This is a genomic window from Streptomyces sp. NPDC037301 (genome assembly GCF_055602785.1).
This window is the reverse complement of the sequence record NZ_JBVJWD010000033.1, coordinates 14023-26931: the sequence shown is the minus strand read 5'-3', so window position 1 is coordinate 26931 and position 12909 is coordinate 14023. Positions and strand designations below refer to the sequence as shown.

Below are 12909 nucleotides of genomic sequence, written 5' to 3'. Positions count from 1 at the left end.
GGCGGCGCCTCTCCAACAACTCCGTCGCACAACGGCCAGCCGGGCGCCCTTTTGGCTGGCCGCTCACCACCGGCCCCGAAATGAAAGGACCCATGAAATGGCCATCCGCCGCAACTACGGCAGGCCTCTGACGCCTCGCCCCGCCCCTGAGCCCGCGTACGAGCAGTACGGCGACGTCCGTGCAGAGGCTGCAGGCCGTAGCCGAGGATTCGTCGACAAAAGGGACATCGATCTGATGGAATCCGTCGCCAGCCGTAGGGGCCACGACTGGTGCACGGCAGTGCTCGGCTACTCGTTCAACGGCATCGCGAACATTTCGGGCACGGACGGATGGATGCTGGTCGTCGCCGACGAGCGGGGACTGCAACCGCCGCTACCCCCGCGGATCACCGAGTGCCGCCGCCTGGTCGAGGAGAGACGCACCCAGGTCCAGCGGCAACGCCAGGACCTGAAAGAACAGCTTCGCCGGCGCTACGAGCTCACGACCTCATCATGTCCCGTGACGGTCACCGTCCACTCGAACACGAAGCGCGGGCAGATGCGGGCCCTTGAGCACGTCGTGCCCGAGGTCGACGTGAAGTCGGGCCGCAACCGTCTGCACCGCGCGGGGCAAGCACTGTGCGAAGCCGCAGGACGCAGGGATCCTCGAGTCCTCGGCCCGGCGATTGACAACGGCGTGGCAACGTGCCGCAGCTGCGTGAAATACGTGACGGAGATCCGCCCCGCCAACGCCCCGTCGCCGCCCACCAAGTCGGAGATGGCGCTGCTGCAGCTCATTGCGGACCGCAAGGCTGCCACGGTGGTCATCCCGCGCGGGGGAGAAGACGTACGGATTCCCTCGGAACCATCCAAGGCCACGTGGGGGCAATTCGGGCGCAAAGTGACCGCGGCCGCCGACAAGGTGAAGACCAAAGGCTGGGCCGAACCAGCCAGCGAAGCGTCCACCGTCAAGGGCTGCGATGCGAGGTTCTGGCGGTTGACCGAATCCGGCAAGACCGCCCTGGAAAGCCGGCTTTCGCATTCCGAGGCGTGAGTTCGACTGGCGCCCCTACCAGGCCCGCCCGCAATAGACACCCTCGCTGCGCCCGAGGACCTCACCGCGCACCGGGCACCGGCAGCACACGGACCATCCCCGGGACCGTGAGAGCGGTCCGTGTCATGGCTAGAACAAGGGCGGCTCCCGCCGCGGCAAGGAAGGGCACGGCATGGCTTCCTCCTGCCATCCCGCCCAGGGCCGATCCCAGGGCGACACCTGCGTTGACGGACGCAATGAGCCAGCCAAACGCTTCCGTTCCCGTCCCCGGCGGAGCGGCCGAATTCATCAACAGGCAACTGACGCACAGCATCGTGGTGAAGCAGAAGCCCGGAAGAACCACGAGGAACGCCGACGGCACCGGTCCAGGTGCACCGAGCATCGGAAGCCAGGCGGCAGCAAACCCGAAGGCGAGCAGCGTCATGTGCTGGAAGTACGAGCCCGGCCATGCGCGGCACCCGTAAATCAGCCCCCCAACGAGGCCGCCCAGCGAGACCAGCGCGGGAAGACCGCCCTTCAACCACGCGGCCCCGTTCTCCTGCGCCGATGCAACAGCACAGACCCGCAGAGCACCTACGGCTCCACCCGCACAGAACATGGTAGCCAACAGCGCCCGGACGGGAGTCGACTTGAGCGGACCCAACCAGTGCCGAACCCCGCCCGCTGGGTCCCACGCACGGGCGGGCCGTGAGGAGCCAACCGAGAGCGAGCCGCACAGGCCCAGGGCGGCAGTGACGAGCAAGGCAGTCTGCGGCGATGCAGCGACGAGCGATCCGGCAAGCAGCGGACCGACAACATACACGGCTTCTTGCGTCCCGTTGTCCAAGGCGTAAGCCGTCCGCAGATAGGAAGCGCGCACCGCGTCAGGCCCCGGCAGAAGCCCCGGCCACAGGCTGCGCAAGCCTGCTTCCAACGGGGGGTTGAAGAGACCAGCTGCGACCGTCAGGGCCAGGGCGAGCGGAAACTGGCCGGTACCGAACAGCGCCAGGGCGCCGAGTGCGCCGGCCGCAATTGAGGACCCGACCAGGAGGGGGATCACCAGTCCGATCCGGTCTGCGAGCCGGCCGAGCATCGGCTGACCACAGGCGAAAGCAACCAAGTACCCGGCCGCTAGCATCCCACCACGAGCGAGGGAACCTGCCTCCTGCTCCGCTGCCAGGAGTACGGCTGTGGGAGCCATGGCATTGGGCAGGCGCCCGGTCAGGGTGCCCGCTATCAATCGCGCGGCATACGGAAGGCGTAACAACTCCGGGTAGGCCACTCTGCCGTTCGGGCGAGACTCCGATGGCCCGGACTGAACGGAAGCGACGGCCACAGTGGACTCCTTCGAGATACGGCACAGCGCGGGGAGGGCGGGTCCCGCCACACATCGGCCCGCCAGGCGTCGACGCTCCATTCGCTGCCTGCACCCTGACAAGAACGTCAGAACCCAAGCGCCGTCAGTTCCCGCGTTCCGGGAGAGGACCACGGGCCTTCCCGTCACAAGGACTTCGCAGTCCCAACCACAGCGGCCCCGCCGAACCGAGCATGAGCAGGTCAGGCGAGGAGCAGGCCAGGTGAGGGCCCACCGCCGCGGAATTCCCACCGGCTCTGAGCCTGTTGCCACCTCGGTAGAGTGACGGATATGCAGATAAGGATCACCACAGCCGTCATAGTCAGTGCCATGGGCCTGCTGGCCACGGGATGCTCGGGCGGAGAGTCTGGCTCACACGACGCCGCTGCCAAGCCGGCGCCAGCCCATCCTGTACTTCCACAAAAGGTACCCAAGCCGCCAGCGCTGCCAGAGGAAGAGCTGCAGCCATCTCCTGACGCCGGAGCTCCGTTCAGTAAATACTTGGCGTACGAGCTGCGCCGCAAGACCCTCGACATGGCCAGGGCCGACGGAAAGACCACCGGCGAGTGCCCGAAAGACCTGGAATCGAAGGCCGGTACGCAGACGACCTGCACGACCACCTACGAGGGCCTTGAGGTGGTGTGGGATGTGACCATCGGCGAGGAGTCCAGCTGGTCGGAAAGCTTTGTGCAATACACAGCGGTCCCGCGCAAGGGTGTCCTCACCCGAGACGGTGCCGCTGGCCTGCTCTATGGCAACTACGACCCCGAACTTGTGCGCTGCAACAACATTCCCAAGGCGGTGCTCGTACCCCTGAACGCGAAGACCACATACACCTGCCAGACCGTGGACAAGGGCGAGCCCGGCCTGGTCGAAGCGGTAAGGGTCACCGACGCCGGACCACGCTTCTTCTGACCAGGACACGCCACTACCTCCACCGGCCCGCACAAGCCCACCGCCCGTGCGCAGTCCGGTCGTCAGCCAGAGCCCACTCACGACAGCCCGCCATACAACCCGGCGGAACACGAGGAAGCAGCGGTCTATCCGCGGCTCCTCTTCCAACCAGTCGTGTCCCGCACTCCCTTCGTGCCGCTGGCGCAGCACCGGACCCGGTAGGCGATCTCTTCGAGCAAAGTGCTTGAAGTGCCCTACAGACCGCTCTCGGCGAACAGGGCGTCGGCTGATGCGAGGTGGACTGGCATTCAGCCCTCCGCGAGACTGGCCGAGGGCACAGTCGACGGGTGCGCCGGCCGGTGTCCCTCTTCGCGGGCCCAGCGGGACGCTGGTATGCCCGCACGATCGATGAGTCGACCGACACGACCCAGCCCTAGGTTCTACGTGGCGTTGGCTCGGGCGAGCAAGGCATGGGAAACCCGCTCCCCGGCGCCCGCTTCCACAGCCGGGTGAAGACGCCGCATCCCGAACGAACTGCGCAGACAGGTCCATCCGCAGCGCGCCGGTGTGCTACCCCCCCCAGGGATCGCTCGCCCCTGTCGGTGATCCCACCACGACTGCCATGTTCGGCCGTGCGACTGGCGGCAACGGCTTACTTCCCTTCCCACTGCGCAACGTCCACGTCGCGCCACGCCAAAGACCCAACGGCCGCGTTGGAACGACGCAGAACCCCGCCCTCGCTCCGTCGAGTCCCCGCCCACCACACCGGACAATCTCACACCAGGATCCCCGGTGGCACATCTCAACGAGCGGCCACGCAAGCCTCCCCCCACACACGGTCATCGAACCGCGAACGGACCAACAGCAGTGCAGGAATGACGGATCGCAATAAAGACGCAGGTCAACGGCTCCTAGCAGGGCAGACCCGGACCGTAGCGTGGCGGCATGTCCCAGACCGCCCGCGAAGGGAAGACATGACCACCATGACGACCCGCAACACCGCGCCGGATGTCCCCGTCGCCAACCGATGCCTTCCGCCCGGCACCGAGGGCTGGACCTGTCGGGTGTGGAACTCCGGACGAAAGATCATCAGCCGCGTTCTGAACCAGCCCCAAGGCGAACTCGCCAGGATCGAGCAGCAACGGGCGGTACGCGCCATCAAGGTCCTTCACGACCAACACCAGGACCCGACGCTGCTGCTCATTGCCCTCTACATCACGGCCCATGAGCGCCACGACCACCGCAGCGAGTCGCTCGCCGACGCAGTGTCAGAACTTGCAGCCATCACTGAGGAAGGATCCCTCACCGGCTTCCGCATTCGCTTCCCCGCCCCAGAGCAACTAGCCACCATCTCAGAGATCATCACCCAACTACGCGCCTGCGTGTCCGGACTGCCCACCGAATAGCTACTTCGACGGCCGAGGGCCACAGGCCCTCCACGCCCCGTACACCGAGCACGGTGTACGGGGCTCGCGCATGCCCGCGAAACGTCCACGCACCGCCAACCGCCGACGGGACCGCGCCGAGAACGACGCACGCCCAAGGCCAGGCATTAACGCAGGTCACCGCCACCCCGAACAGCGACAGTCCTCCGTAACGTACCCACCGTCCGGTGGTCGAGTGACCCCGTTCCCACATCGCGCCGCACGGCGAACCACCGACGGAGCACCGATGACAACCCACCCCCAACCAGCGGACGAACCGGAAGACGCTGAAGAACGCTGTCCCCAGTGCGGCAGCACCGACATCGAGCCCTGGCAGGAGACCTTCTGGAATCCACGCACCAACCTCCACGTCGTCGACAGGGCTCTGCGCTGCAACCACAACCGATGCGGGGAAATCTCCCGCCGCGACGACGAGACCCACGATCCGAGTACTCACCAGACCTGGAGACCGTGTCCGTGACATCATCTTCCGCACAGCACCAGCAACCCACATACAGCCTGTACGCAGAGCGCGACGGCATCGCCTACGGCTGGGACAGCTTCGCCGACAACCTGGCCGACGCCGACTCCACCCGGGCACTGCTCGACCAAGCCCGCAGCGAACTCGCCTACATGAACACCAGGTTCGGATATTCGGGCATCTGCTACATACACCTTTTGCAGCATCACACGCCGAACTGCGACTGCCTCGAAGAGGAGAAGCCCGGCGAACACTGCCGCATCGTGGAGACCTTCGCACCCGAACCGGAGGCAACCAAGGCACAAGACGTGGCAGCCGCCCTCGCATGGCTCACCGACTACGCGGACAGGCACGGCATCGACTGGACCGATCTGTCAGAAGCCGTGCACGATGCCGCAGCCGCCGAGGCAACGCAGACCAACAACGACGGAACATCCGCCCAACTCGGCCACCTCCTGGAGAAGTACGGTCAGCGGCAGACCATGGAATTGCTCGCCGCAACGGCGTCCAGCACGCAAGAAAGCTGAGCTTCCACTGCCCGAGACGGCGCCTGCAATGTACAGACGGCGGGCGCCGTCCGCGCATCCACCGATGCGCCATCGGCCACCACTGCATCTATATCATCGCAGGTCAGACGCATGTTTCGAGCAACGATGAGGTCGTAGCTTCGTCGCCACCACCCACGGACGCCACCACGTCCAGGGACAACACATGCGACGAAAGGGACCTGAAATGCCCTCATCGACCGAACCTGAACCCGCGCCTGAACGGACCCTCCTCTCCTGGGGCCTAGGAGCAGACTCCACCGCCGTGATCGCGGTCCTGTGCGAGGACCCCACCTCCTACGGCCTGCGCGAAGACCTCTCCGACCTAGTAATCGTGACCAGCCACACGGGCGAAGAATGGCCGGACACCTACGACCTCGCCGAACGCCATGTACTGCCACTCCTGCGCCGCTACAAGGTCCGCCTGGTCGAGCTCGCCCGCGCCGGCCAGTCCGACGCAGCGGGCTACGCCGTCCTCTCCGACACCCGGCAACCGCATCGCCTCCACCGCCGCGGACCCTGGGCACTGAGCGACGAGTACAGCCCCACGGGCACGCTCCCGCAGTACGCCAACAAGAAACGAATCTGCTCAATTCGGGCAAAAGGTAGCGTGATTGACCGCTGGGTCGAAGACGAGTTCGGCGATGCGATCTACCGGCACGCGATCGGCTTCGAGTCAACCGAAACCGGCAGATCCGAACGCGACACCGAATACGCCTCACCAACCCGCAGGCCCTGGTACCCACTGATCGAATGGGGCTGGGACCGCACACGCCTGCAGTCCTTCCTGCAGGACACCTTCGGCGTGAACGAGTGGCCCAAGAGCTACTGCGCACTGTGCTGCTTTCCCGTAACCATGGCCTCAAGGGACAAGCACCTCGAACGGTGCCGGGCCTATCCCCAGGTCACAGCCAAGGTCCTATTGCTCGAACACCGAGCCATGGCCATCAACCCCCGCTCCACTCTCTACCGAGACACCTCCCTCAAAGCCCTCCTCATCGACGACGGAAACGACGCTGCCCTGTCCGCCTACGAACAGCTACTCGACGAGGGCCCCTGGGCTGTCTACAACGTGCGCCGAGTCTTCTTCGCCGGCCGCAGCGACACCTGCAAGGCCCAGCACGGCACAACCTGCACCACCCCCCGCCCGGGGTGCCGCGACACCACACGCAAAGGCACCTGCTGGCGCTCAACGCGCACGGCGGCCATCGGCCCGCGCGACGCCATCGAACTGCACCTTCACCACCTCGCTCAAGAGGCTCACACGGACACGGTCGCCGAAGACGGCACCTCCCGAGCCCACACCCACGAACCAGGCGCCACCTACCCCACTGTCGAAGGGTTCCTTGTCGCAGGTCCGGCCGGTATCGAAAACAAGGAGAGGGAGCACTTCGGCGACCGCTGGGACCAAGTCTTGGGAACCAACACACTCCCGCTGGACCTCAGGTCCTGAACCGATCCACGCCGCCGGGCCAAACAGGCCCGGCGGCGTCCGGCCGCACCCCAATTCCCGGAGCTCACCGAACACCCATGCCGACGGACACTGCAGGCCCCACCCCGGCGCCTCGCCGTCCGCCGCCCCGCGGACGCCTATCACCGCCAGCCGACAGCACCGACGACCGAACTTTCCGCGCCTGATGCAACGAAGGCAGCCCGCATAACCGGTGCCGACACCGTAGCCCGGGCCCGGACCGAAGCATCCGCGGGCCCCATCTCCATCCAGGGCACCTACGCCGACACTCGTCGGCACGCGGCTCTGCACGGTCACTCTCAGGACAGGCCACGAGCTCCTCATCCCCGCCGCTAGAAACGCGCACCGTGCCCAGGCTGGGTGAACGGCTCATGCCCCGAGCAGTACCGGCAGATCCGGACGCTCCTCAACACTGGCCGCTATCACGACGGCGAGGAGCGCGAGTGTGAGACCGACCACTGCCAGTCCGTTGAAGAGCTGGCCGACGCGAGATGGCGTAATACATCCATCCGGGCGGCGAGGAACGGGATACTGCACAGTTCACCGCAGACGCAGTGCGATGAAGCTGAACGACGAGTCCATCCACTTGCTGCACGAATCCTCACCCTCATCCCACCTCCCCTGAACGCTCCTCAACAGACGCCTGACCCGCACCCGGGCCACGGCCGGGGTTTGCGTCACGTCCGGGCAGCATTCCGCGCGAGGACCCGTCCCGATTGGCGGGAATTACGAGCCCCGCGTGCCGAAGGACGGAATCCACCCGGGCCGAGCACAGAACACAGCGACAGTCTCCAGATGCGGTCCCGAACATCGGCTATTGGGCACTCGTCCGGCCCAACCCCGCGCTATCTGACCAGACACTGGAGAAGCCGCAGGTCAAAGCCGTCGCTCGCTGGTGCCAACACCTATAAATTCAGGGCCAGTTCGAAAGCGCCGAGCTGGCGCAGCGCACACGAAATCATCCAACTTCATCTCCCGGAAGGGCGCCATATGAACAAGGCGATGCTGATCGAGGCCGTAGCGAAAAGCGCCAAACTCGATCCCAAGACCGCGAGGGACGCCGTCGAGGCCGTCCTGGACATCATCGTGCGCACCGTGGTGAAGGGCGACCGCGTCAGCGTGACGGGCTTCGGCAGCTTTGAGCAGGTCGTTCGGCCAGCACGCAAGGGCCGCAACCCACAAACCGGAGAGACGGTCCGGATCAAGAAGGCCACCGTGCCGCGCTTCCGCCCGGGCCAGGGTTTCAAGGACCTCACCGCCAAAAAGCGGCGGCTGCCCCGAAACGGAAGCGCCGTGAAGAAGGCTCCGAAAGGCAGCCTGAAGCACGTCGCATAGCGCAGTCGGCGGTGTGGGCCGCTTAACTGCCCACACCGCCACCCAGCGCCCCAACCCTCGAAGGAATACCCCATGTCCGAGCACAGCCAACCGCCACTCACCCCCGACGAGATCGACACCATCCAGGCCATCGCCCGATCAGAATGGGGCTTCACCCCCGATCAACGGCTGATCGACACCGCCCTGTATCGAGGCTCTCAGGTCACCTTGCAGGGATCCCGCCACTTCGGATGGCTGTGTTCTGGCATTCCAGAGGTGTGGCTCACCGAAATCGCCAGCGAGCTGACCAGCACCAGTCCCCCACACGACTATGACGCCCGCAAGGAGTGGAAGCACGAGCTCGCTGCCAGACACGAGGCATGGGTCACCAAGCACACCGCGGCCAGCAGCGACTGGGACCCGACCATCTGACGCCCGACCTCGCACGCCATGGGGGGCGGCCCCGAAGACCAGGCGCCGCCCCCGCCCCCGCCCCCGCCGGACAACAGGAGAACTCCCATGCCCACGCCAATCCTCTTCATCGATATCGACGGCGTCCTCAACCCCCTGGTGAACCCCCAAACGCCCCCCGGCTATACCGCGCACTACATGTCACCGAAGGCATGGACCGATCAGTGGCACGGCACACCGCCCGCCGCGATACCCCCGGTCCGCGTGCTGCTGAACCCCGAGCATGGACCCGAACTCCTTGACCTGCCTTTCGAGCCTGTGTGGGCCACAAGCTGGGAGAACGACGCAAACACACTCGTCGCCCACAAGGTCGGCCTGCCCAAACTCCCCGTCGTCACCTGGACCAACCCCGACGCCATCACCGAGGACGGGACCTACCACAAGACCGCAGACATCATCCGCTACGCCGCCGGCCGCCCCTTCGCCTGGATCGATGACCAGCTCGGCGAGGAAGACCGCCTGTACGTCGCCCGCCACCACCGTGCCCCCGCGCTTCTGCACCACATCAGCCCCACTGTCGGCCTGGATCTCGACGATTACGAGATCCTCGCCCGATGGACCGACACCCTGACCTGAACAACCCGCACCAACTCCGTAGAGTCGCAGATCACAGGTCGTTCACCCGGGCATCTCCCTCGAAGCGCCCCCGCCTACAGCGGACGCCGTACAGCGGAGGCGACCTCATGGGATATGAACGGACTCACGCCGGAACGGTCACCCTGCACCGACCAGTCAAAGCGAACGGCATCCAGACCAGCGTCGCCGAGCTCAACAACTCCCCTCTTCTCTTCGAGCTCCTCACCCACGACACTGCCGACGGACATCGCCCATGCGCGCGTTCCGAAGACAGAAGACGGAAGCCGTCGTCATCTTCCGCGAAGGGCACACCCGCCTCGTCCTCAACCCTCTCGGCCCCGGCCACGGGTTCGACTGGCTGCTCTTCGATCCGGACACGGAACAGATGGATTCCGGGACGGGGCACCTCGACGCCGCCCGCACCTCCCGGCACGTACGCCTCACTCTCGACGCGTACGAAGGAGCAACCCCACAGCACCCGGCGTAGCGGCACACCGCAAGCGGTCCATCACAGTGCTGCACCATAGTCCGCCGCCCGCAACAGCCCATCGAATACAGCCCTCATATATCTGCTGGTCAGAGACCCAGAAAGAGGGCTCCGTGCTCCGTAGCGTCTCTCGGGCTGGGCAACCGCATCACCGCGGCGTCAGACCTTTCAACAGTACGGCGGTCCTGCCCGCTCAACCGCAGCCCCGTGCCGCAGACTCCATCCGAGAACGGATCCCTACCCCCATGACCCACCACTTCACTACCCCACCCACAGCAGCAGCGACCGCCCACGACGAACCCGAGGCCTTCGCCGGGGACGACCAGGAGCTCGACACCGCAGACAGAGCAGCAGTCCGGCGCCTTGCAGAACGCGCCGGACTCGTCCCGCCGAGAAAGACGCCCGCGCCTTCGCAAAGCGATCCCCGAACCGATCGCACCAAGGCCGGGACCACACCCACTTGCTCCTACAACGCCGACCACCTGACTACCCTGGCCGTAGCACTGCTCGACTGCGGTGAGGCCGGGAAGGTCACGGCTTGTAGCGACTGCGCACGTCAGCACGTGCGGATCAGCGCCGGTCAGGAATGTGGCCACCCACTGGGCGACTTCCGCATCGGGGACCGGGTGACCATCGCGGGCCGGAGCGGCAGCGGAAGCAAACTGCCCGATGCCATGGCGGGGCACGACGCCACCGGCACCATAGAGCGCCCCTACTACCGTGACCCCTCCTCCTGGACCATCAAGTTGGACGACCCCCAGCCCGGCAAGGCCCGCTACGTCTCCGTCCCCGTCTCGGCCATGACCCACCACCCCACACGCTGACCCCCCAACCCACCGCGGCCGCCGTTCCCGGACACACCGGGCACGGCGGCCGCGCTGCAGCCCGGCCACCACGACCAACGCAGCGCTCTCGCACAGCCAGGACGTCAGGCTCACATCGGCCACACAAGGGCGAACCCCTCAAGAGGACATTTCCGCAGGTCAACGACCCGATCCTGAACCCGTTCCGCAATAGCTTTCCAGTGTCGCAAGGACAGCGCCCGTAGGGGATCCCGCCCCTGGCTTCGCCGTCCACAACCTCCTCTGGAGGCTCCTGATGCCCACCAACTCACCCCACGAATCAGCCGCAGCCACCATTAGGAAGGCGCTGACGGCCGCGAACCTCTCCCCTCAGTACCAGGACAAAGGCTTTCCCCACGCAGCGTTCGTGCTCCACACAGGCGGCCTGCCCGGAGAGATCTGGATCAGCGACCGCGAAGGCCACCTCCACTACGAGGCCGCTGAACACCGGGGGCTATGGGCGCGCCACTACACCAATCCCGAAGACGGCTCCGCGTGGCACACCATCCACATCTCCTACACCCCCCACCTCGACGAGGACCTCAGCACGCTCATCACCGCCCTCGCCGACTTCCGCCTCCCCGCCAACCCCCAGCTCGCCGCCCAGATGAGCGAACTGCGTGAACGCCTCGCCTACATCGAGGACCGGACCACCCACACCCAGCACCCCGAGATAGCCGCCGCCTACCAGGACGCCGCGACTCGCACCCGTCACGAGCTCCAGCGCGTCGCCAAGGCGATCACCCTCGATGGCACGCTCCCCACGAGTCAGTGACCCGAGCAGGCCGCCCCGCAACGGACTTCCAGACCTTGTGGGGCGGCCGGCGATCACCACCTCATGCAGTAGGCATCCACCCACCGCAAGCGAGGTTTATGGGTGCCGCACCGTAGCCGAAACGGAGTACATCCCCAATGACCGAAAGCGACACCACCAACAACGACCCGGGGCACCTCGCCAGCCTCGCCGACGCCCTGAGCGAATACTGCAGCGACAACCAGCTTCCTCTTCCCGACGCCGTCACTTTCGAAGTGGACACCCACGGCGACCCCTACGAAGACCTGCTACGCCACGACGACCCCATGCAGGACGGCAACACCTGGGCCACCACCGGCGCACAGTTCCACTACGACGGCCACATCACCATGCCCGTCCAGGACTTCGCCCGGACAACCGTGAGTGACTGGCTGACCGAGGTGTCCCACGGCCAGACCCCGGCGCGGGGAGAGCGACTGCGCGTGCGATTCCCACGCTGCTCATACGGCTGCGACCCGAGGCCGGCCGCGAACATCGGCGACTACGACACGGACTCATCTGCCTCCCGCCAGCACCACATCGACACAGGCCGATACCTGCGACAGGGGAAGCCCGAGCACTGACCGCCCCTCACCCCAGCCTGTTCCCGCGACGCGCCGCCCGCCGACCCCGGAGAGCGGCGGCACGCCACATAGCCGCGTGTGACCCGATCCCACCCGGCACACGACCCAAGAGTGCAACAGCACGCGCCGCACCCTGCGTGGGAAGACCGGGCTCACAACGAGCGAGGCGGAAGGTGCCGGCAGCCCCCGCCCAATCACCGATGGACAGGACGAGAAGAAGCCAATGCAGCCCGACTACCGTTTCATCGCCCGCAAATCAGACGACGACCTGAAGCGAGACCTCGAACTCACCTGTGAGGGGTGCGGCTTCGTTGTCTGCGACATCGAGGCCGACGATAACCTGTGGACTCTTCTCACCACCGCGACGCCCCACGTCTGCCCTGACGAAACAGACGATGACCAATGGCGACCGCGGGGCGTCTGTGTCGGCCAGTCGGATGTGCCCCAGGATCAGTACATCAGCCACGCACACGGTGGTTGAGCCCAGAGTCCCGTAGGCCAGGCGCAATCGCCTCTCTCGAGCGCTGCCTGCCACGTACTGGCCACAAGGAATTCCACCCGTAACCCGGCGAAGAGAGTGCGGGGGGGGGGGGGGGGGGGGGGGGGGGGGGGGGGGGGAAAAGGGGAAAGAGAAAAAGCGCACCCCCCAGCACCCGTTCGG

The 12909-nt window shown here is 66.2% G+C and carries 13 protein-coding genes and 1 pseudogene; 13 read left to right on the top strand and 1 reads right to left on the bottom strand.

The window, feature by feature from the left end; translation table 11 throughout:
• Positions 1-97 precede the first annotated feature (97 nt).
• A complete protein-coding gene (locus ACZ7IB_RS35160) occupies positions 98-1033 on the top strand; it encodes a hypothetical protein (protein WP_470918226.1) in 936 nt (311 codons plus the stop codon).
• Between the two features lie 61 nt (positions 1034-1094).
• Here the strand turns inward: ACZ7IB_RS35160 and ACZ7IB_RS35155 are convergent, their stop codons facing one another.
• Positions 1095-2213, bottom strand: coding sequence for an MFS transporter (locus tag ACZ7IB_RS35155; protein WP_470918302.1), 1119 nt, complete (start codon positions 2211-2213; stop codon positions 1095-1097).
• A gap of 654 nt (positions 2214-2867) precedes the next feature.
• Between ACZ7IB_RS35155 and ACZ7IB_RS35150 the strand changes: the two genes are divergently transcribed.
• From ACZ7IB_RS35150 to ACZ7IB_RS35095, 12 genes and pseudogenes are all read left to right on the top strand, one after another.
• Positions 2868-3281 carry a hypothetical protein gene (locus ACZ7IB_RS35150; protein ID WP_470918224.1) on the top strand — a complete coding sequence of 138 codons (414 nt, stop codon included), beginning with the start codon at positions 2868-2870 and terminating at the stop codon, positions 3279-3281.
• A gap of 953 nt (positions 3282-4234) precedes the next feature.
• A complete protein-coding gene (locus ACZ7IB_RS35145; protein WP_470918222.1) occupies positions 4235-4666 on the top strand; it encodes a hypothetical protein in 432 nt (143 codons plus the stop codon).
• 495 nt (positions 4667-5161) lie between these two features.
• Positions 5162-5692: a hypothetical protein gene (locus ACZ7IB_RS35140; RefSeq protein WP_470918221.1), complete on the top strand. Its 531-nt coding sequence runs from the start codon at positions 5162-5164 to the stop codon at positions 5690-5692.
• 205 nt (positions 5693-5897) lie between these two features.
• The gene (locus tag ACZ7IB_RS35135; RefSeq protein ID WP_470918219.1) at positions 5898-7163 is read left to right on the top strand and encodes a hypothetical protein; all 1266 of its coding nucleotides are present in this window, start codon (positions 5898-5900) and stop codon (positions 7161-7163) included.
• A 1008-nt stretch (positions 7164-8171) separates the two neighbouring features.
• Positions 8172-8501 (top strand): annotated as a pseudogene (locus ACZ7IB_RS35130) (HU family DNA-binding protein); the annotation flags it as partial.
• A gap of 87 nt (positions 8502-8588) precedes the next feature.
• The gene (locus ACZ7IB_RS35125) at positions 8589-8927 is read left to right on the top strand and encodes a hypothetical protein (RefSeq protein ID WP_470918218.1); all 339 of its coding nucleotides are present in this window, start codon (positions 8589-8591) and stop codon (positions 8925-8927) included.
• Positions 8928-9014: 87 nt separating this feature from the next.
• A complete protein-coding gene (locus tag ACZ7IB_RS35120; protein WP_470918216.1) occupies positions 9015-9542 on the top strand; it encodes an HAD domain-containing protein in 528 nt (175 codons plus the stop codon).
• A gap of 253 nt (positions 9543-9795) precedes the next feature.
• Positions 9796-10029 (top strand): hypothetical protein, encoded by a 234-nt coding sequence (locus ACZ7IB_RS35115; protein ID WP_470918214.1) that lies wholly within the window; start codon positions 9796-9798, stop codon positions 10027-10029.
• 245 nt (positions 10030-10274) lie between these two features.
• Entirely contained in the window at positions 10275-10853 is a 579-nt protein-coding gene (locus ACZ7IB_RS35110) for a hypothetical protein (protein ID WP_470918212.1), read from the top strand.
• Positions 10854-11127: 274 nt separating this feature from the next.
• Positions 11128-11646, top strand: coding sequence for a hypothetical protein (locus ACZ7IB_RS35105; protein WP_470918210.1), 519 nt, complete (start codon positions 11128-11130; stop codon positions 11644-11646).
• A gap of 137 nt (positions 11647-11783) precedes the next feature.
• Complete coding sequence (locus ACZ7IB_RS35100; protein WP_470918208.1) at positions 11784-12248, top strand: hypothetical protein; 465 nt, start codon at positions 11784-11786, stop codon at positions 12246-12248.
• A 223-nt stretch (positions 12249-12471) separates the two neighbouring features.
• Complete coding sequence (locus ACZ7IB_RS35095) at positions 12472-12729, top strand: hypothetical protein (RefSeq protein ID WP_470918206.1); 258 nt, start codon at positions 12472-12474, stop codon at positions 12727-12729.
• Positions 12730-12909: the final 180 nt, after the last annotated feature.

What these genes read in the sequence shown, in the direction of transcription:
- ACZ7IB_RS35120 (WP_470918216.1), top strand. Translation starts at nt 9,015, where the DNA reads ATGCCCACGCCAATCCTCTTCATCGATATCGACGGCGTCCTCAACCCC.
- ACZ7IB_RS35135 (WP_470918219.1), top strand. Translation starts at nt 5,898, where the DNA reads ATGCCCTCATCGACCGAACCTGAACCCGCGCCTGAACGGACCCTCCTC.
- ACZ7IB_RS35160 (WP_470918226.1), top strand. Translation starts at nt 98, where the DNA reads ATGGCCATCCGCCGCAACTACGGCAGGCCTCTGACGCCTCGCCCCGCC.
- ACZ7IB_RS35095 (WP_470918206.1), top strand. Translation starts at nt 12,472, where the DNA reads ATGCAGCCCGACTACCGTTTCATCGCCCGCAAATCAGACGACGACCTG.
- ACZ7IB_RS35115 (WP_470918214.1), top strand. Translation starts at nt 9,796, where the DNA reads ATGCGCGCGTTCCGAAGACAGAAGACGGAAGCCGTCGTCATCTTCCGC.
- ACZ7IB_RS35145 (WP_470918222.1), top strand. Translation starts at nt 4,235, where the DNA reads ATGACCACCATGACGACCCGCAACACCGCGCCGGATGTCCCCGTCGCC.
- ACZ7IB_RS35100 (WP_470918208.1), top strand. Translation starts at nt 11,784, where the DNA reads ATGACCGAAAGCGACACCACCAACAACGACCCGGGGCACCTCGCCAGC.
- ACZ7IB_RS35155 (WP_470918302.1), bottom strand. Translation starts at nt 2,213, where the DNA reads ATGGCTCCCACAGCCGTACTCCTGGCAGCGGAGCAGGAGGCAGGTTCC.
- ACZ7IB_RS35105 (WP_470918210.1), top strand. Translation starts at nt 11,128, where the DNA reads ATGCCCACCAACTCACCCCACGAATCAGCCGCAGCCACCATTAGGAAG.
- ACZ7IB_RS35125 (WP_470918218.1), top strand. Translation starts at nt 8,589, where the DNA reads ATGTCCGAGCACAGCCAACCGCCACTCACCCCCGACGAGATCGACACC.
- ACZ7IB_RS35110 (WP_470918212.1), top strand. Translation starts at nt 10,275, where the DNA reads ATGACCCACCACTTCACTACCCCACCCACAGCAGCAGCGACCGCCCAC.